Source organism: Paraburkholderia sacchari (assembly GCF_000785435.2).
Lineage (GTDB): Bacteria > Pseudomonadota > Gammaproteobacteria > Burkholderiales > Burkholderiaceae > Paraburkholderia > Paraburkholderia sacchari.
The window spans coordinates 288840-306880 of the sequence record NZ_JTDB02000007.1 but is presented as its reverse complement, the minus strand read 5'-3'; the positions used below and the strand labels follow the sequence as shown (position 1 = coordinate 306880).

Genomic DNA, 18041 nt, shown 5'->3' with positions numbered 1-18041 from the left:
TGGGTCACCTGTGGACCTGTAGCTGGACTGGATAAATGCGAGCCTTGAACACGATTACGAAACTGGCCCAAGAAACAATGGCCCGAAACGCTACGCGCACGGCGCGAGCACGAACGCTCGGCAAAATTGGCAACGTTATTCGCATTGCCGCCTGCGGTGCCGCGCTCGCCGTGGTCGCGGCCTGCCACGGCCTGCCGCAAAAAACGGACGAAACGGCAACGTGGAATAACAACAAATTATATACGGAGGCCCAGGACGCGCTCTCCGGCGGCGACTGGGGCAAATGCGCGAAATACTTCGAGCAACTCGAAGGCCGCGACCCGTTCGGCCGCTTCGCTCAGCAGGCGCAGATCAACGTCGCCTACTGCAGCTGGAAGGATAACGAGAACGATGCCGCCGACCAGGCCATCAACCGTTTCATCCAGTTGCACCCCGATCATCCGGACATTGCCTACGCGTACTATCTGAAGGGCATGATCCACTTCAACGACGACCTCGGTCTGTTCGGCCGCTTCTCTGGCCAGGACATGAGCGAGCGCGATCCGAAGTCGCTGCGCGAGTCGTATGACGCGTTCAAGGTCGTCGTGGACAGGTTCCCGAAGAGCAAGTACGCGCCGGACGCAGCACAGCGCATGCGCTATATCGTGAACGCCCTCGCCTCGCACGAAGTGCACGCGGCCGACTACTACTACCGTCGCGGCGCCTACGTGGCGGCGATCAATCGCGCGCAGCTGGCGATCCAGGACTACAAGAGCGCACCGGCAATCGAGGACGCCCTGCACATCATGATCCTCTCATATCAGAAGCTGAACCAGCCGCAGATGGCCGAGGATACCCGCCGCGTGCTCGCCGCCACGTTCCCGGACAGCCCGTACATCACGGGCCACGCGCGCGCCGGCAAGGAGAACAAGCCGTGGTACCAGATCTGGTAAGCGCCGCTTCGGCCCAGTCGGTCCAATAAAAAATCGCACGGAAATCCGTGGCGATTTTTTTTGCCGCTATCGATTGTCGAGCCGCTGGAAAAGGCGCCGGAGGCGCCGTCCTCGTTCAGTCGCGCTCGAACAACGCGATCGACTCGACGTGCGACGTATGCGGAAACATGTTGACCACGCCCGCGCCCTTTAGCCGGTAACCCGCTTCGTTCACGAGCACGCCCGCGTCGCGCGCGAGCGTCGCCGGACTGCACGACACGTAGACGATGCGCGTGGGCAACGGCCCCTCGCCGCTCTTCGCGATCTCGGCCAGCGCCTGCGACACCGCAAGCGCACCTTCGCGCGGCGGATCGATCAGGAATTTGTCGAAGGCGCCGAGCGCCCGAAGATCGTCGGCAGTGACTTCGAACAGATTGCGGCACGCAAACGACGTATGGCCGTCCACGCCATTGGCACGCGCGTTTTCGAGTGCGCGCGCCGTCAGCGTATCGCTGCCCTCGATGCCCACCACTTCGCGTGCGAGACGCGCGAGCGGCAGCGTGAAGTTGCCGATGCCGCAGAACAGGTCGAGCACGCGGTCGCCCGCCTCGGGTGCGAGCAGGCGCAGCGCGCGTCCTACGAGCACGCGGTTGATCTGGTGATTGACCTGAGTGAAATCCGTCGGCTTGAACGGCATGCGGATATCGAACTCGGGCAACGTGTAGTCGAGCGCCTTGTCGAGCGGATAGAACGGAAACACCGTATCCGGACCCTTGGGCTGCAGCCAGAACTGCACGTTGTGCAAGTCGGCGAAGGTGCGCAGCAAGTCTTCGTCGGCGGCGGTGAGCGGCTCGAGGATGCGCAGGACCAGCGCCGTCACGCTCGAACCGACGGCCAGTTCGATCTGCGGCATGCGATCGCGAATCGACAGCGCCTCGACCAGCCGACGCAGCGGCACGAGCATGGCCGAGACATGCGGCGGCAGGACCTCGCAACTCGTCATGTCGGCGACATAGCTGCTCTTGCGTTCGTGGAACCCCACCAGCACGCCGCCCTTCTTCGGCACATTGCGCACGGTCAGGCGCGCACGGTAGCGGTAACCCCACGACGGCCCGTGGATCGGCCGGAACATCGTTTCAGCACGCACCTTCGAGAGATGCATGAGATTGTCTTCGAGCACGCGCTGCTTGACGGCAATCTGGGCGCGCACGTCCAGATGCTGCATCGAGCAGCCGCCGCAGGTGCCGAAGAACTGGCACTGCGGCCTCGTACGAATCGCACTCTCGCGCAGCACGTTCACGACCTGAGCCTGCTCGAAGCTCGGCTTCTTGCGGTAGCTCAAATATGTGACCTGTTCGCCCGGCAACGCGCCCTCGACGAAGATCACCTTGCCGGGTTCGCCCGTTTCGGTGACGGTACGGCCCACGCCACGCGCCTCCATGTCGAGGGACTCGATTTCCAGAATCGGGGCATGAGCAACCGACGCTTCGATGGATGCGCGTTTCTCGGCACGGCGCTCGCGCTTGCTGAGCTTCTTCGCGGGCACGGGCATGGAAGCAGCGGCAACGGATTCGGCACGGCCAGTTTCGGCACGGCCAGTTTCGGCTTGAGGGTCGGGGGCAGCTTGAGACACCAGCGGGTTCCTGACAGACAGACAGTGAGGGGAATTTTTCAGGCGAAGGCGAGATTGTAGTCGATTCGGCGTCGACTCCCTACGCGCGCTGCGACACGCCCCCGCTCACGCTGCACTCGCACTTTCAAACTAATCCCATACCCGGCGCGGACATCGGTCAGTACGATGTTTCTCACGATGTGCCATATGAGGCCTGCGCCCGAAACCCGACATCATGGACATACTCCTCTCCGATCAAGGCTTTGCGATACCGCTGGCCATACTTTGTACCGCGATTGTATTGCTCACCCCTTCTCTGGAAGCGCCGCCTCGTCGCGCCATGGCGCGGCGCCGCTCGTATGCGGTCGCCGCAATCATGCCATGCAGTTCGTTCGTGATGATCGGCCTCATTTATCTCATCGTCCGCTTCGTATTCGATTGATTCGATTGATTCGATTGAGTAGCGGGTAAGCAGCCCCTGCGCGCACGCGATGCTTTGGATTCCCTGGCACGTTGAATTGAGACGAATCCGATAGAAAACCTTGCACCGGGAGCGTACAGATAGCGCACCCATCATGATCTTCTAGTTTGAAATGAACAAACTGCTTTATGCGATGCTGGTCGCGACTGTTCTCGGTGCGAACGCCTGCATCTCGCCAACGCCGGCTCCTGATGTGACGATGTCCTCCGTCACGCGGAGCATGACGCAAACCGAAGTCACCAGGCGCATCGGACCACCCGATCGCATATTTGGCGAAAACGGCAACGAGTGCTACCAGTATGCGCTCGGCGATTACGGGAAGGTCCCGTTCGCCGTGTATTTCAAGCAGCGCGCCGTGTCGGCGACCGCGCACGGGAAATGCGACTTGGGCCTGGTGCGCCGGGCAGCCGGGCCCGCCGTGGCCTATCATTCATCCGATTACGCGGTCATGCGCCGATAATCCGCTCGCGATCATCCCGGAGTCCGGCGCCCCGGCCGTTCAATGATGCGTGAACTGGAGCCGGTCATGAAACTCGTTAGCTGGAACGTGCAGTGGGGACGCGACGCATCAGGTGTCGTGGATCTCGGGCGCACGGTGCGCGAAGCCCGCCGCCTCGCCGATTTCGACATCCTGTGCATGCAGGAAATCACGCGAGGCTTTCACGCGCTGCCGGGCGGCCCCGGCAACGACCAGTTCGCCGAACTGGCAACGCTTCTACCCGGCTTCACGGTAATCGAAGCAATCGGTGCCGACTTAGGTGCCGATTTAGGTGTCGATCCGGCCACTGCGCCGGACACGGGCCCCGCAGCGCGCCGGCAGTTCGGCAATGCGATCGCCACCCGCCTGCCTGTCGCCCAGGTATTCCGCCATCTGCTGCCCTGGCCCGCCGATCCTGCCGCGCCGTCGATGCAGCGCGTCGCGCTCGAAGCGGTGCTCGATGTGTCCGGCGCGACGTCATCGGGCGGCGCATTGCGCGTGCTCGTGACACACCTGGAGTTCTATTCGGTGCACCAACGGCTCGCGCAGGTCGATGCGCTTCGGCAACTGCAGCAGGAGGCCACCGCCCACGCGGCGCACCCCGCCCCCGCCGAGAACGCCGAAGGACCGTTCGCTCGTACCGTGCGACCGGTGAGTGCAATTGTCTGCGGAGATTTCAACAGCGCGTTCGGCAGCGCCGCATACGCGCGCATGCTCGAACCGCTTGCCGGCAGTCCCGCGTTCGTCGATGCCTGGACTGCGCTGCATCCCGGCATGACGCCGCCGCCCACGGCGGGCGTCTTCGACACCGTGCAATGGTCCGACGGGCCGCTCGCCTGCGACTTCGTGTTCGTCACCGAGGATTTGCGCGGACGGCTCAAGTACTGCGAGATCGACGGCGCCACCGAGGCGTCCGATCATCAGCCGATCGTGCTCGAACTGGACTAACCAACCAGGCTAACTACGCCGGCGCTCACTGGCCGAACGCGTCCAGATATTCCTTCCAGTGCGCCGCGGGCTCGGCCGTGAGCGACTGCTTCACGAACTCGATTTCGTCGTCGTATTCGCGCTCGGTGAAACCGCCGCGCATCTTCTGGAAGCGGCAATAGAGCAGATACGTGTTGACCACGTCGGTTTCACAGTAGTTGCGGATTTCCTCGATGCGCCCCTGCTGGAACGACGTCCACACCTGACCGCCGTCCATCCCGAGCTTGCCCGGAAAGCCGCACAGTTTCGCGAGCGCATCGAGCGGCGCGCTGGCGCGCGGCTGATACATGGCGAGCAGGTCCATCAGGTCGGTGTGACGCGAGTGGTAACGGCTGATGTAGTTGTTCCACTTGAAGTCGCGCTCCTCCTCGCCCATTTCCCAGTAGCGCACGGCACGTATGCCGTGCACCAGCGCCCGGTAGTGCAGCACCGGCAGGTCGAAGCCGCCGCCGTTCCACGAAACGAGTTGCGGCGTGTACTTCTCGATGGTGCGATAAAACGAGTCGATCAGCTTTGCTTCGCCGTCCTCGGGCGTGCCTAGCGAGCGCACGCGAAAGCCCTGCCCATCACGGAACACGCACGAAATCGCGGCCACGCGCTGCAGATGATGCGGCAGGAAATCGCTGCCGGTTTTCTCGCGGCGCGCGGCGAATGCGTGCTCGGCCACTTCGGCGTCGGAGAGCGAGGCGGGCAGATCTTCGAGGCGGCGAATGCCGTCGACATCGGGAATCGTCTCGATGTCGAATACAAGTACAGGAACTGTCATTCAGGTCGACTGCGAGGTGGACTGCGAGGGTTTTATAGAACAGCGTCCTTGCGCACGCCGTTCGAAGCGAAAAAGCGCTTGAGGCGCACCAGCGCTTCTTGCTGGATTTGCCGCACACGCTCGCGGGTGAGGCCCATTTCATCGGCCAGCTCTTCGAGCGTGGCGGGCTCGATATGGTTCAGTCCAAAGCGCCGCTCGATAACATGGCGATGCTTGTCCGAGAGCCGGCCGAGCCAGGCGCGCGTGAGCGTCTCGAGCTCGCGATGCTGCACCTCGGCGTCGGGCGACTGGCTCTGGTCGTCCGAGAGCAGATCGAGCAGGCTGCTTGCCGGATCGAGGTCAAGCGGCGCATCGAGCGAAGCGGTGTGTTCGTTGAGCGCGAGGATGTCGGTGACTTCCTCGGTGGTTTTGCCGGTGAGATAGGCGATGTCGTCGATGCTCGCGTCGCGCCGGTCGGACGCCGAGTCGGCGTTCAGCGAATTCTTCTCCAGATGGCGCTTCGCGCGCAGCACCTGATTGAGTTCGCGAATCACGTGCACCGGCAGGCGCACCGTGCGCGCCTGGTTCATGATCGCGCGCTCGATGCTCTGGCGGATCCACCAGGTGGCATAGGTCGAAAAGCGGAAGCCACGCGTGGGATCGAATTTCTCGATCGCGTGCATCAGGCCGAGGTTGCCTTCCTCGATCAGGTCGAGCAGCGGCACGCCACGGTTCAGATAGCCCTTCGCAATGCTGACGACGAGACGCAGATTGCGCTCGATCATGACCTGCCGCGCCTCGAATTCGCCGGCCTTGGCAAGGCGCGAGTAGCGCTGCTCTTCCTCGACGGTGAGCAGCGGCTTCACGCTGATCCGGTTCAGATAATGCTGGATGGTGTCGGCCGTGAGTTCGGCCTGCAAGATCGCGCGGAAGTCGTCCGCATCGGACGGCGCTTCCGCTGCTTCTTCGTTTTCGCGCCCCCCCTCTTCCGAGGCGGACTCGCGCTCGTCGAACTCGCGTGCGTTCTCGAGTTCTTCGTCGTCGCCCTGCCGAGCGCCGTCCTCCACCGAAACCTGGGCGGCTTGACTGTCAGACTCGGACTGCTGCAGACGGCGCTTCGATTTCGGCATAGTCGGCTCGCTTTATTGCGGCGGCAAGTATTTCATAGGGTCGACGGGCTTGCCCTGACGGCGTACTTCGAAATGCAGCATCACGCGGTCCGAATCGGTATTACCCATCTCGGCAATTTTCTGACCCTTCGTGACCGCATCTCCTTCTTTTACCATCAAAGCCCGGTTGTGTGCGTACGCTGTCAAAAACGTCGCGTCATGCTTGATGATAATGAGATTGCCGTAACCGCGCAGCCCATTTCCGGCATAAACCACTCGTCCATCACCCGCTGCCTTGACAGGGTCACCAGTTGCACCGCCGATATTGATGCCTTTGTTCTTCGCATCGTCGAAGCGGTTGAGCACCGGGCCGCGCACCGGCCACGCAAGCGACACGCTGCCGGGCGCTGCGGCCGTGTCGCTGCCGCTCGCCTGCGGCGGCACGGCCGCAACGGGTGGCGTTGCGCTCGCGCCCGATCCGTATATCGGCGGCATGGCGGACGAGCCCGGCTGTGCGCCCGGCGCTGGCGCTGCGACAGCCCCCGGCGCGCTGCTCGCACCATTCGGCGGCGCGACACGCAGCAACTGATCGACTTCAATCTGATTCGGATTGGTGAGATTGTTCCAGGTGGCGACGTCGCGGTAGTTCTGACCGTTTTCGAGCGCAATCCTATACAGAGTGTCGCCCGGCTTCACCCGGTAGTATCCCGGAGGCGGCGGCCCGAGCGGCGCTGCTGGCTGTGCGCCCGCCGTCCCGAGCGGCGCGGTGCGGTCTACGACAGGTGCGTTGTCGAGGCGCGTCGCACAGGCCGTCAGCAGGCAGAGCGCGATGACCGAAGCCCCATTACGGGCTGCGGTCAGGTCGATATTCAAGCGTTTTCTTTGCATCGCGCGCAACATACTCATCGGTTTCAAATCACTCCGGATTTTAAAGGGACAAAGAAAACGCGATCAAGCCGCGACTCCCGCCACTGCGCAGGCCCCGTGCGCTCGACGAGCGTGAGCACCTGGGTCGTCTCGCCCTGCTCCGCGACAGGCGCGACGAGCCGTCCGCCAATGGCAAGCTGTTCGAGCAGCGCCTGCGGCACCTCGAAGCCGGCGGCGGCGATTACGATCGCGTCGAACGGCCCCGCCGACGGCAAACCGAGCCGTCCGTCGCCGTAGTGCAAACGGATGTTCGGGATGCGCAGCGGGCGCAGGTTCGTTTTCGCGCGCTCGTATAACGGCTTGATGCGTTCAATGGAATACACATCGCGTGCAATCCGGCTCAGCACCGCGGCCTGATAGCCGCAGCCGGTGCCGATTTCGAGCACGCGCTCGAGGTTGCGGCCCGCGCCCGCGAGTTCGAGCATGCGGGCGACGACCGAGGGCTTCGAAATGGTCTGGTGATGGCCGATCGGCAACGCCGCATCTTCGTAGGCCTGGGTCGCGAGGCCTGGGTCGACGAACATGTGGCGCGGCACACCCGCAATGGCCTGTAGCACGCGCGGGTCGGCAATGCCATTCGCACGCAGGCGTTCGACCATGCGTTCGCGAACCCGTTCCGAAGTCAGCGCGTGCGCGCCGTTGAGCGCGACGCCGGGCGCCCCCGAGCTGGGCGCCGCACCCGGGCGCGCGTTGGCCGCAGGCCGCGCTTGACCGTTTCTGGCCACGGACGTGGCGACAGGAAAAGATGCCGCGGGGCGCGGCACCGGTTCGCTGCGGCGCACCTCGGATTTGCGCGCAGGCGACGCTGCGGCATGCACTGCCCCGGGCGCTTTTGCGGGTTGAATGCCGTGCGTGGCGGCCGACGAACCTGGCGTGTTCTTCACGCCCGGCAAGCCCTTGACGCCAGCGTTTTTCGCAGGCGCGGCTTTCGCGACGGGGTTGACCGCCCGCTTCGCTGCGCCTGAAACACCTGGCTGGCCCGCGCGCCCGAGCGGCGCGCGCGCCTCGCCCGGCCGCCCATCGTGACGATCCTGGCCGTCGTGACGCCGCGGCTCGCGCACGAGATCCGCGAGACCGAGCGGGAAACGCTTCGTGCGCTCGCCCGTCATGAAGCGCTGCCGCCCTGACGCACCCATTCGTGCGTCGCCGGCAACATCTGCGTGTGTGTGAGGTCGAGTTGCAGCGGCGTAATCGACACATGACCGTGCGACACCGCATGAAAGTCCGTGCCCTCGCTCGCGTCGCGCGCGCTGCCCGAAGGGCCGATCCAGTAGATCGGCTCGCCGCGCGGATTGGTTTCGCGGATCACGGGCTGCGAAGGATGACGTTTGCCCAGACGCGTGACACGCCATTCGCCGAGTTCGTCGTATGGCAGATTGGGAATGTTGACGTTGAGCAGCGGATTGCCCGGCAGCGGATTCGCCAGATAATGCGCGACGATGTCGGCCGCCACGCGCGCGGCGGAATCGAGATGCGCCCAGTCTTTGTCGACGAGCGAGAACGCAATGGCCGGCATGCCGAACATGATGCCTTCGGTGGCCGCGGCGACCGTACCCGAATACAGCGTGTCCTCGCCCATGTTCTGACCGTTGTTGATGCCGGAGACCACGAGATCAGGCTTGTGATCGAGCATGCCCGTGAGCGCGATATGCACGGAGTCGGTGGGCGTGCCGTTCACGTAATAGAAACCTGTGCTCGCCGAGCGCAGCACCGAGAGCGGGCGCCACAGCGTGAGCGAGTTGGAAGCGGCGCTGCAGTTCTGCTCGGGCGCCATTACCGTGATCTCGCCGAGCGGCTTGAGCGCTTCGTAGAGCGCGGCAAGGCCGGGCGCGAGATAACCGTCGTCGTTGCTGATCAGGATTCGCATCCGCCGATTGTAACCGAGGAAAGAAGGCAGGCGAACGACACGCCGGTATGCGCCCGCCGCTGCGCACGAGCTGATTCGCGCCACATTCCGGCGCGTGCAGGGAATCTTGCGCGCGACGCTCTTCGCCCCGTTTTTCTTCCGTTTTTCTTCCGCTTCTCGCACCCGTTGCGCGATCTTTTCCGGCCGCGCGCGGACTGGATCGATAACCGGCACGCAGACATAAATGCACGATCGTTCGCATAAACCGGGATTGCCGTACACTGTGGCGCTGAGCTTTATCCATGACCGCCCTACCGGAACGACAAAAGACAGGAGACACGATGCGCGCAATCCGCTGCAACCAGTACGGCCCGCCCGAAACGCTCACCCTCGAAGACCTGCCTGACCTCGTGCCAGGCGCGGGCCAGGTGGTGATCGACGTGAAGGCGGCTGCCGTTAACTTCCCGGACGTCCTGATCATCGAGAACAAATATCAGGTCAAGCCCCCGCTGCCGTTCACGCCGGGCGCCGAGGTCGCCGGCATCGTGCGAGCCGCCGGCGAGGGCGTGGCGCTCGCGCCCGGCATGCGCGTGGTCGCCTATGTGGGCAACGGCGGGTTCGCGGAGCAGGCGCTTGCCGATGCCGCCGCCTGCGTGCCGCTGCCCGAAGGCGCCGATTTCGCCACTGCGGCCGCCTTCACGCTCGCCTACGGCACCTCGCATCACGCCGTGGTCGACCGCGCCGCGCTGCGCGCCGGCGAAACGGTGCTCGTGCTCGGCGCGGCGGGCGGCGTGGGTCTGGCTGCGGTGGAGATCGGCAAGGCGTTGGGTGCGCGCGTGATCGCAGCGGCATCGAGCGACGAAAAGCTCGAGGTCTGCCGCCGCTTCGGCGCCGACGCCACCATCAACTACAGCACCGAGGACCTGCGCGAGCGCATCAAGACGCTCACCGACGGCAAGGGTCCCGACGTGATCTACGACCCGGTCGGCGGCATTTATGCGGAGCCGGCGTTTCGCAGCATCGGCTGGCGCGGCCGCTATCTCGTGGTCGGCTTCGCCAACGGCGAAATCCCGAGGCTGCCGTTGAACCTCACGCTGCTCAAGGGTGCGAGTATTGTCGGCGTGTTCTGGGGCGATTTCGCGCGCCGCGAGCCGCAGCGCAATGCAGCGGCCTTCGCGCAGATGGTGGGCTGGATCGGCGAGGGCAAGCTCAAGCCCTATGTCTCGAAGCGTTACGCACTCGCCGACACCGCGCAGGCGCTCAAGGACATGGCCTCGCGCAAGGTGACGGGGAAGATCGTGATCGAGCCCTGACCGGCGCGGCGCGTTACGCTTGTAAACGAGAAAAAGGCTCGCGATGCGCGAGCCTTTTTCAAATTTTCAGCGCTGCAATAACCACCGCGCCGCTAGACGATTTGTTGCGCGTGCAACTGTGCGATGCGCTCCGCGTCATAACCGAGCGAGCGCAAGACTTCGTCGGTGTGCTCGCCCAGTTCGGGGCCGAGCCAGCGCGTGTCGCCCGGCGTCGCCGAGAGCTTGGGCGTGACCGCCGGCAGCGCGATATCGACACCCTCGCCCTCCTGCGCATCCTTCTTCTGCCAGCGGAACTGCTGGATCATCTGGCGCGCGGCAAACTGCGGATCGGTGAACATGTCGGCCACCGTGTAGATGCGGCCCACGGGCACGTCGGCGGCATTGAGCACGTCGAGCGCTTCGTCGATGGAGCGCGTCGCGAGCCACTGCGCGATCGCGCCATCGATCTCCGCCGTGCGCGGCACACGGCCGTCGTTGTGCGCGAGGCCAGGATCGTTGGCGAGGTCGTCGCGATCGATCGCCGTCATGAGACGCTTGAAGATCGGATCGCTGTTGCCGCCGATCACGATGCTGCCGTCGCGGCACGGATACGTGTTCGACGGCACGATGCCCGGCAGCGAGGCGCCGGTGCGCTCGCGCACCATGCCGTACACGCCGTACTCGGGCACCACGCTCTCCATCATGTTGAACACGGCCTCGTAGAGCGCGACGTCGACGATCTGGCCGCTGCCGCCGTTCATGTTGCGATGATGAAGCGCCATCATTGCGCCGATCACGCCGTGCAGCGCCGCGATCGAGTCGCCGATCGAAATGCCGATGCGCGGCGGCGGCAGTTCTGGATAGCCGGTGATATGGCGCAACCCGCCCATCGACTCGGCGATCGCGCCAAAGCCTGGACGATCGCGATACGGGCCGGTCTGGCCATAACCCGAAAGCCGCACCATCACGAGACCGGGGTTCTCCTTCGAGAGCACGTCGTAGCCGAGCCCGAGCTTTTCGAGCAGGCCAGGCCGGAAGTTCTCGATAACGATATCGGCTTCTTTCGCGAGCCGGCGCACGATCTCCTTGCCTTCCTCGGCCTTGAGATTGATCGTCACCGACTTCTTGTTGCGTGCCTGCACCGCCCACCAGAGCGAGGTGCCGCCCACTTCGGGATAGAGCTTGCGCCACTTGCGCAGCGGGTCGCCGCCCTTCGGGTCCTCGATCTTGATGACCTCGGCGCCGAATTCGCCAAGAAAGCGCGCTGCGAACGGGCCTGCGATCAGCGTGCCGAGTTCGAGCACTTTGACGCCTGCAAGCGGGCCGGCTGGTTTCGCAGCGGATTCGGGGGAAGAGGCTGCGCTCATGAGTCTCCTTTGGTGTTCTGCTTGTCGGCGCGGCGCTACATCGAGCGCCGGTCGAGCATTGCGCGGGCAATGGTGCCCGCGTCGACGTATTCCAGTTCTCCGCCCACCGGCACGCCACGCGCGAGGCGCGTGACGGCGAGGCCCCGCGCCTTGAGCGTCTGGCCGAGGTAGTGCGCGGTGGCCTCGCCCTCATTGGTAAAATTGGTTGCGAGAACAACCTCCTTGACGATGCCATCGGAGGCGCGCTTCACGAGGCGATCAAAATGAATTTCCTTGGGACCGATACCGTCCAGCGGACTCAGATGCCCCATCAGCACGAAATACAGCCCGCGATAAGTCATGGTCTGCTCGAGCATGATCTGGTCGGCGGGCGTCTCCACGACGCACAGGAGCGTGGGATCGCGCTCATCGTCGAGGCATGTTTCGCAGACCTGAGCTTCGGTGAAGGTGTTGCACTTCTCGCAATGCTTCAGGTGGTCGGTTGCGAACAAAAGCGCGCGGCCGAGCTTTTCAGCGCCGTCGCGGTCATGCTGCATCAGGTGATAAGCCATGCGCTGCGCCGACTTCGGCCCGACACCGGGCAACACGCGCAGCGCCTCGACGAGCGCCGCCAGGGCGGAAGGTTGTTTCATGCGGATTCAGCGTGGCAATGCATGAGCGTGCGCGGCGGCCGGCAAAGCCGTCGCGCACGAGGCTGCGCGCGGCCACCGGGCCGCGCGGCGCGCCTGCTTTAGAACGGCAGCTTGAAGCCCGGCGGCAGCGGCAGACCGGCGGTCATGCCGCCCATCTTTTCCTGCGACGTGGCTTCGGCTTTGCGCACGGCGTCGTTGAACGCAGCGGCGACGAGGTCTTCGAGCATGTCCTTGTCGTCGGCGAGCAGGCTCGGATCGATCGACACGCGGCGCACGTCGTTGCGGCACGTCATCGTGACCTTGACGAGGCCGGCGCCTGCCTGACCCTCGACTTCGATCTGGGCAAGCTGCTCCTGCATCTTCTTCATGTTTTCCTGCATCTGCTGAGCTTGCTTCATGAGCCCGGCGAGTTGACCTTTCAACATTTCACTGCTCCTTCTGGATCATGTGTGATTCGTAAATGATGTGTTCGCACGCGCGGCGCCCGGAGCGCCGCGCGGCGTAATTCAATGGGCGGCCTGGTTGCCGCCCGTCGCGGCCTCGGGCGCGATCGGCCGGATCGAACCCGGCACGATGCTCGCGCCGAAGTCGCGAATCAATTGCTGCACGAAAGGATCGGCGCCGATCTCGCGCTCGGCGTCGCGCTGGCGCTCGGCGCGCGCGGCAGCATCCAGCGCGGCCGCGGTGCGGCGCGCGGGGCCGACCGTGACGTCGACCTCCACGGGCTTGCCGAGCCTCTCGGCCAACGCCATCTTGAGCTTGGCGACCTGCGAGGTTTCGGCGTACTGCGGCACCGGCACGCTGAGCTTGAGCACACCATCTTCGAGCGCGGTGAGTTCACTGTTGAACGCGAGCTGATACGAAATGCCCGTGAGCGGCAGCGTGGCGGCAAGCGCAGGCCAGTCGCCCGAAAAGCCGATGGCGTCGAGCGGGATGCCCGCAGGCAGCTTGCTTACGTCGACCACTGCCGCCGAAGTCGCGGCGGGAACGGCTGCGCGTGGCGCGGCGGACTCGCTCTCGTAAGCAGGCGCGAAATTGTCTTCGGATGCCGAGAAATAAGCGTCGTCGGCGCTGAGCGGCACGTAATCGTCGGGCGGGATGTCGTCCCAGGGCGGCGCACCCGACGCGTCCTGTCGCGGGTTCGATTCCCGCGCGGGCCGACGCGCCTGCGCTTCTTGCGCAGCCGCCGCGCGACGCGCGGGGTCGGGTGTCGGCACCTTCACTTCCGCGCGCGGCGCGGCTGCCTTCGGAGGCGCCGCGGGCGTTGTGGCCGGGGCCGCTGGCCGGGAACCGCGCTCGGTTGACACCCGCATGCCCTTGCTGCGCAGCACGTCGAGTGCGGCGCTCGCACCGCTGCGCGACGACGCCGCTACAGCGCGCGCCTCATGCATCTGAGGCTGTGACCCAGGCAGTACCCCAGGCGCAGCCGGCTCTGCGGCGACAGGCGCTACAGCGGACGCCGCCGCGGTTTGCACGTCGGCTTGCGCTTCCGGCTTTGCATCGTCGCCCGAAGCGGCCGTGGCGTCGTCTTCCCAAGGCGGCACGATGCGCACTTGTGCAACAGGCGCGGCGTCCACAACATTCGCCGCCGCAGAGTCAGCGGAATCGGTATGGACATCGTCGGCAACCGGCGATGCGGCGCTCTGCTTCGCGTCTTCAGCCACAACGGCACGAAGCGGCGTGCTCGCGACTTCAACCTGCGCCGGTTCAGCAAGCGGTGCGTCCGGCTTTGTCGGCGCGGCGACCTTCGGCTGAACAACAGCGCGCTCGGCGGACACAACGCCCGCCGCCGAAGTTGCCGTCTGTGTTGCCGTCTGCGCAGCCGCACGCACGCCCGCGCCTGCCGCAACCGGCCTCGAAACCGGCGCGCTGCCGACACTGCCCGCGCCCGCCGAAGGCTCGAACGCGAGCATGCGCAGCAGCGTCATGGTGAAGCCCGCGTACTCGTCGGGCGCAAGCCCGAGCTCGCTGCGCCCAAGCGTCGCAATCTGATAGAAAAGCTGCACCTGCTCCGCGCTCAACACGTCGGCGAAGCGGCGCAGATCGTCGGCCTCGGGCCATTCGTCGAGCACCGACGCCGGCGCGAATTGCGCCCACGCCACGCGATGGAACAAGCTCGCGAGATCTTGCAGCGCGGTCGAGAACGACAGGCTGCGCAGCGACATTTCGTCGGCGATCGCGAGTACCTGCGCACCGTCGCCTGCAATCAGGGCGTCGATCAAGCGAATCAGGTAGCTCTGGTCAAGCGCGCCGAGCATGCCGCGCACGGCTTCTTCCGTGACCTGATTGGCCGAATAGGCGATAGCCTGGTCAGTGAGCGAAAGCGCGTCGCGCATCGAGCCGTCCGCGGCGCGTGCGAGCAGGCGCAGCGCTTGCGGCTCGAACTCGACCTTCTCTTCGCCAAGAATATGCGTGAGATGCTCGACGATATTGGCGGCCGGCATCTGCTTCAGGTTGAACTGCAGACAGCGCGAGAGCACCGTGACCGGAATCTTCTGCGGGTCGGTGGTCGCGAGGATGAACTTGACGTGCGGCGGCGGCTCCTCAAGCGTCTTGAGCATCGCGTTGAACGCGTGGTTCGTGAGCATGTGCACTTCGTCGATCATGTAGACCTTGAAGCGCGCATCCACGGGCGCATAGACCGCGCGCTCGAGCAACGCCGCCATTTCGTCGACGCCCCGATTGCTCGCCGCGTCCATCTCGACATAATCGACGAAGCGGCCTTCGTCGATCTCCCTGCACGCGCGACACACGCCGCACGGCTTTGACGTCACGCCGGTCTCGCAATTGAGCGCCTTGGCGAAGATGCGCGAAAGCGTCGTCTTGCCCACGCCGCGCGTGCCCGTGAAGAGATACGCGTGATGCAGACGCCCGCCGTCGAGCGCATGCGTGAGCGCGCGCACCACGTGCTCCTGTCCGACGAGCGAAGCAAAATCCTTCGGTCGCCACTTGCGTGCGAGAACTTGATAGGTCATCTGGAAATTGTATCAGCAACGCCCGTGCGTCCAGATGGATTCGAAACGCGTCTCGCGTCGTCCGGACGGGCACGCCGAACCCCGGCCAAGGCACTGCCAGGAGATCGTTCTTGCAGGTTCTTGCGCCCCACTTCCCCGCAGGCAATTGGCATGCGTGCAACGTGCAAAAGCGGCACACTCAGCCACATTCGGCAAGACGACGCACTCAGGGAGAAACAACGAGGGGGAGAAGAAACAACGCGGAAGAAAAAAGGAAGGTGACGAGCCTGACCCTCGGCACTGGCGGAAAACGGCTGTGGCTGCTTCGTTCCCGACCTGACCAGGTTGACCGCCCCTCCATGCGAGGAGGCCCGTCACGGCGCATTCTAACATCGGTTGTACGGCATTGCGAATGCCGCATCGCAAAAAAGTCTTCAAAAGGCCCTGGACCAACGCGATGAGCGAGCCGGGATGAGCACATGAAAAACAGGCAGACGGATGCAAGACGACGCATCGCGTGCGCCCTCTTGCAAACACGCCCCGCATCGCCATATCGGCAATATGAGGTTCGGGAAATACCTTGAAATACCGGGAAACCCTGCTGCCGATATGCGTACTATCACCGTCGGCAACGCATAGGGATTTAGGCTACACTGGCGTCGACCGTTGCCTGGGCAGGCCCGGCGACCGTATCCCGGCGACCGTATCCCGGCGACCGCATCCGGTCCCGCCTGGCGAGGCCCTGGCCCCCGGATATATTTTGAGTTTTGGTGTATCGTGGCGAGCAATTCAATCAGCCTCGATCGTGAAGAGGTATTCATACAATGAGCGAACAAATCAAGCACATCAGCGACGCATCGTTCGAACAGGACGTCGTGAAATCCGACAAGCCCGTGCTGCTGGACTTCTGGGCCGAATGGTGCGGCCCCTGCAAGATGATCGCGCCGATTCTCGACGAGGTCGCGAAGGACTACGGCGACCGCCTCCAGATTGCGAAAATCAACGTTGACGAGCATCAATCGACGCCGGTGAAGTTCGGCGTGCGCGGCATCCCGACGCTGATCCTCTTCAAGAATGGCGCCGTTGCGGCACAGAAGGTCGGCGCACTCTCGAAGTCGCAGCTCACTGCATTCCTGGATAGCCACCTGTAATCAGGCGCTCCAACTCCCCGCCGCGCGAATGGGCGAACAGGCGGGCGAATCAAAGGTGCGTGTTGTCCACCGACAACACGCACCGTAAAAAACATGCTGAAACTTGCCACCGGGCTCCACTGGCGGCTTCCGGCGTGTGCTATGCTAGAATTCATAAAGCGTCTACCCGGCGCTCTTATATAAAGTTTCAAGCAAAAGTCCTTGAGCGGTTCCGCTCGCTTCTTTTCCCCCAGACTTCTTTTCGTCGCATCCTCCCCGACGGGTTCTCCGTATGCATCTTTCCGAGCTCAAGTCTCTGCACGTGTCCGAATTGATCGAGATGGCCAACGGCCTCGAGATCGAAAGTGCGAACCGCCTGCGCAAGCAGGAACTAATGTTCGCGATTCTCAAAAAGCGCGCCAAGACGGGCGAAACGATTTTCGGCGACGGCACGCTCGAAGTGCTGCCGGACGGCTTCGGTTTCCTGCGCTCGCCGGAAACCTCGTATCTCGCGAGCACGGACGATATCTATATCAGCCCGTCGCAGATCCGCCGCTTCAACCTGCACACCGGCGACACGATCGAAGGCGAAGTGCGCACGCCGAAGGACGGCGAACGCTACTTCGCGCTCGTGAAGGTGGACAAGGTCAATGGCCAGCCGCCCGAGGCCTCGAAGCACAAGATCATGTTCGAGAACCTCACGCCGCTGCACCCGAACAAGGTGCTGCTGCTCGAGCGCGAAATGCGCGGCGAGGAGAACGTGACGGGCCGCATCATTGACATGATCGCGCCCATCGGCAAGGGTCAACGCGGCCTGCTGGTCGCCTCGCCCAAGTCGGGCAAGACCGTGATGCTTCAGCACATCGCGCACGCCATCAAGCAGAATCACCCCGACGTGATCCTGTTCGTGCTGCTGATCGACGAACGTCCTGAAGAAGTGACCGAAATGCAGCGTTCGGTGGCGGGCGAAGTGATCGCCTCGACCTTCGACGAACCGGCCGCGCGCCACGTGCAAGTGGCAGAAATGGTGATCGAGAAGGCCAAGCGCCTGGTCGAAATGAAGCACGACGTGGTGATTCTGCTCGACTCCATCACGCGTCTCGCCCGTGCGTACAACACGGTTGTGCCCGCATCGGGCAAGGTGCTCACCGGCGGTGTGGACGCCAACGCGCTGCAACGTCCGAAGCGCTTCTTCGGCGCCGCGCGCAATATCGAGGAAGGCGGCTCGCTCACCATCATCGGCACGGCGCTGATCGAAACCGGCAGCCGCATGGACGACGTGATCTACGAAGAGTTCAAGGGCACCGGCAACATGGAAGTGCACCTTGAGCGCCGTCTCGCGGAAAAGCGCGTCTACCCGTCGATCAACCTGAACAAGTCGGGCACGCGCCGCGAAGAGCTGCTGATCAAGCCGGACATCCTCCAGAAGATCTGGGTGCTGCGCAAGTTCATCCACGACATGGACGAAGTCGAGGCCATGGAATTCCTGCTCGACAAGATTCGCCAGACGAAGAACAACTCCGAGTTCTTCGACATGATGCGTCGCGGCGGCTAAGGCCTCGCCCACCCT

The 18041-nt window shown here is 64.1% G+C and carries 17 protein-coding genes and 1 other RNA gene; 7 read left to right on the top strand and 11 right to left on the bottom strand.

What is annotated here, in order from left to right; translation table 11 throughout:
- Nucleotides 1-35: 35 nt before the first annotated feature.
- On the top strand, nt 36-932 hold the full coding sequence (locus NH14_RS23700) for an outer membrane protein assembly factor BamD (RefSeq protein ID WP_035526259.1): 897 nt from the start codon (nt 36-38) through the stop codon (nt 930-932).
- Between the two features lie 115 nt (nt 933-1047).
- Here the strand turns inward: NH14_RS23700 and rlmD are convergent, their stop codons facing one another.
- A complete protein-coding gene (gene rlmD / locus NH14_RS23695) occupies nt 1048-2463 on the bottom strand; it encodes a 23S rRNA (uracil(1939)-C(5))-methyltransferase RlmD (protein ID WP_035526256.1) in 1416 nt (471 codons plus the stop codon).
- Nucleotides 2464-2758: 295 nt separating this feature from the next.
- Between rlmD and NH14_RS23690 the strand changes: the two genes are divergently transcribed.
- The 3 genes from NH14_RS23690 to NH14_RS23680 all read left to right on the top strand — a co-directional run bounded on the left by NH14_RS23690 (nt 2759) and on the right by NH14_RS23680 (nt 4430).
- A complete protein-coding gene (locus NH14_RS23690; protein ID WP_152617137.1) occupies nt 2759-2965 on the top strand; it encodes a hypothetical protein in 207 nt (68 codons plus the stop codon).
- A 151-nt stretch (nt 2966-3116) separates the two neighbouring features.
- Nucleotides 3117-3464 (top strand): hypothetical protein, encoded by a 348-nt coding sequence (locus tag NH14_RS23685; RefSeq protein ID WP_035526254.1) that lies wholly within the window; start codon nt 3117-3119, stop codon nt 3462-3464.
- Between the two features lie 66 nt (nt 3465-3530).
- On the top strand, nt 3531-4430 hold the full coding sequence (locus NH14_RS23680; RefSeq protein ID WP_035526251.1) for an endonuclease/exonuclease/phosphatase family protein: 900 nt from the start codon (nt 3531-3533) through the stop codon (nt 4428-4430).
- Nucleotides 4431-4455: 25 nt separating this feature from the next.
- On the opposite strand, the gene NH14_RS23675 is transcribed toward NH14_RS23680, so the two are convergent.
- Genes NH14_RS23675 through surE form a run of 5 tightly spaced genes read right to left on the bottom strand, consistent with a single transcriptional unit; the run spans nt 4456 to nt 9117 of the window.
- The gene (locus NH14_RS23675; RefSeq protein ID WP_035526247.1) at nt 4456-5235 is read right to left on the bottom strand and encodes a 3'-5' exonuclease; all 780 of its coding nucleotides are present in this window, start codon (nt 5233-5235) and stop codon (nt 4456-4458) included.
- 32 nt (nt 5236-5267) lie between these two features.
- Entirely contained in the window at nt 5268-6344 is a 1077-nt protein-coding gene (rpoS, locus tag NH14_RS23670) for an RNA polymerase sigma factor RpoS (RefSeq protein ID WP_035526244.1), read from the bottom strand.
- A gap of 12 nt (nt 6345-6356) precedes the next feature.
- The gene (locus NH14_RS23665) at nt 6357-7229 is read right to left on the bottom strand and encodes a peptidoglycan DD-metalloendopeptidase family protein (RefSeq protein WP_035526241.1); all 873 of its coding nucleotides are present in this window, start codon (nt 7227-7229) and stop codon (nt 6357-6359) included.
- A 5-nt stretch (nt 7230-7234) separates the two neighbouring features.
- The gene (locus NH14_RS23660) at nt 7235-8359 is read right to left on the bottom strand and encodes a protein-L-isoaspartate(D-aspartate) O-methyltransferase (RefSeq protein ID WP_035526239.1); all 1125 of its coding nucleotides are present in this window, start codon (nt 8357-8359) and stop codon (nt 7235-7237) included.
- Nucleotides 8356-9117, bottom strand: coding sequence for a 5'/3'-nucleotidase SurE (gene surE, locus NH14_RS23655; RefSeq protein ID WP_035526435.1), 762 nt, complete (start codon nt 9115-9117; stop codon nt 8356-8358). Before surE ends, NH14_RS23660 begins: the two co-directional genes overlap by 4 nt.
- A gap of 320 nt (nt 9118-9437) precedes the next feature.
- Between surE and NH14_RS23650 the strand changes: the two genes are divergently transcribed.
- A complete protein-coding gene (locus NH14_RS23650) occupies nt 9438-10409 on the top strand; it encodes an NADPH:quinone oxidoreductase family protein (protein WP_035526236.1) in 972 nt (323 codons plus the stop codon).
- Between the two features lie 92 nt (nt 10410-10501).
- Here NH14_RS23650 and NH14_RS23645 read toward each other — a convergent pair whose 3' ends face one another.
- The 5 genes from NH14_RS23645 to ffs all read right to left on the bottom strand — a co-directional run bounded on the left by NH14_RS23645 (nt 10502) and on the right by ffs (nt 15717).
- Nucleotides 10502-11755: a CaiB/BaiF CoA transferase family protein gene (locus NH14_RS23645; protein WP_035526234.1), complete on the bottom strand. Its 1254-nt coding sequence runs from the start codon at nt 11753-11755 to the stop codon at nt 10502-10504.
- Nucleotides 11756-11790: 35 nt separating this feature from the next.
- The gene (gene recR, locus NH14_RS23640) at nt 11791-12387 is read right to left on the bottom strand and encodes a recombination mediator RecR (protein ID WP_035526232.1); all 597 of its coding nucleotides are present in this window, start codon (nt 12385-12387) and stop codon (nt 11791-11793) included.
- A 98-nt stretch (nt 12388-12485) separates the two neighbouring features.
- A complete protein-coding gene (locus NH14_RS23635; RefSeq protein WP_035526230.1) occupies nt 12486-12812 on the bottom strand; it encodes a YbaB/EbfC family nucleoid-associated protein in 327 nt (108 codons plus the stop codon).
- A gap of 81 nt (nt 12813-12893) precedes the next feature.
- Nucleotides 12894-15362 (bottom strand): DNA polymerase III subunit gamma/tau, encoded by a 2469-nt coding sequence (locus tag NH14_RS23630; protein WP_035526228.1) that lies wholly within the window; start codon nt 15360-15362, stop codon nt 12894-12896.
- A 256-nt stretch (nt 15363-15618) separates the two neighbouring features.
- Nucleotides 15619-15717: signal recognition particle sRNA small type (gene ffs, locus NH14_RS23625), an RNA gene on the bottom strand.
- 448 nt (nt 15718-16165) lie between these two features.
- On the opposite strand from ffs, the gene trxA reads away from it, so the two are divergent.
- Nucleotides 16166-16492, top strand: a complete 327-nt coding sequence (gene trxA, locus NH14_RS23620; RefSeq protein WP_027797264.1) for a thioredoxin TrxA — start codon at nt 16166-16168, stop codon at nt 16490-16492.
- A 271-nt stretch (nt 16493-16763) separates the two neighbouring features.
- A complete protein-coding gene (rho, locus tag NH14_RS23615) occupies nt 16764-18026 on the top strand; it encodes a transcription termination factor Rho (protein ID WP_027797263.1) in 1263 nt (420 codons plus the stop codon).
- Nucleotides 18027-18041: the final 15 nt, after the last annotated feature.

Bases quoted from the DNA above. Each gene is read 5' to 3' on its own strand.
- NH14_RS23700 (WP_035526259.1), top strand. From the start codon at position 36: ATGCGAGCCTTGAACACGATTACGAAACTGGCCCAAGAAACAATGGCC.
- rlmD (WP_035526256.1), bottom strand. From the start codon at position 2,463: ATGCCCGTGCCCGCGAAGAAGCTCAGCAAGCGCGAGCGCCGTGCCGAG.
- NH14_RS23690 (WP_152617137.1), top strand. From the start codon at position 2,759: ATGGACATACTCCTCTCCGATCAAGGCTTTGCGATACCGCTGGCCATA.
- NH14_RS23685 (WP_035526254.1), top strand. From the start codon at position 3,117: ATGAACAAACTGCTTTATGCGATGCTGGTCGCGACTGTTCTCGGTGCG.
- NH14_RS23680 (WP_035526251.1), top strand. From the start codon at position 3,531: ATGAAACTCGTTAGCTGGAACGTGCAGTGGGGACGCGACGCATCAGGT.
- NH14_RS23675 (WP_035526247.1), bottom strand. From the start codon at position 5,235: ATGACAGTTCCTGTACTTGTATTCGACATCGAGACGATTCCCGATGTC.
- rpoS (WP_035526244.1), bottom strand. From the start codon at position 6,344: ATGCCGAAATCGAAGCGCCGTCTGCAGCAGTCCGAGTCTGACAGTCAA.
- NH14_RS23665 (WP_035526241.1), bottom strand. From the start codon at position 7,229: ATGAGTATGTTGCGCGCGATGCAAAGAAAACGCTTGAATATCGACCTG.
- NH14_RS23660 (WP_035526239.1), bottom strand. From the start codon at position 8,359: ATGACGGGCGAGCGCACGAAGCGTTTCCCGCTCGGTCTCGCGGATCTC.
- surE (WP_035526435.1), bottom strand. From the start codon at position 9,117: ATGCGAATCCTGATCAGCAACGACGACGGTTATCTCGCGCCCGGCCTT.
- NH14_RS23650 (WP_035526236.1), top strand. From the start codon at position 9,438: ATGCGCGCAATCCGCTGCAACCAGTACGGCCCGCCCGAAACGCTCACC.
- NH14_RS23645 (WP_035526234.1), bottom strand. From the start codon at position 11,755: ATGAGCGCAGCCTCTTCCCCCGAATCCGCTGCGAAACCAGCCGGCCCG.
- recR (WP_035526232.1), bottom strand. From the start codon at position 12,387: ATGAAACAACCTTCCGCCCTGGCGGCGCTCGTCGAGGCGCTGCGCGTG.
- NH14_RS23635 (WP_035526230.1), bottom strand. From the start codon at position 12,812: ATGTTGAAAGGTCAACTCGCCGGGCTCATGAAGCAAGCTCAGCAGATG.
- NH14_RS23630 (WP_035526228.1), bottom strand. From the start codon at position 15,362: ATGACCTATCAAGTTCTCGCACGCAAGTGGCGACCGAAGGATTTTGCT.
- trxA (WP_027797264.1), top strand. From the start codon at position 16,166: ATGAGCGAACAAATCAAGCACATCAGCGACGCATCGTTCGAACAGGAC.
- rho (WP_027797263.1), top strand. From the start codon at position 16,764: ATGCATCTTTCCGAGCTCAAGTCTCTGCACGTGTCCGAATTGATCGAG.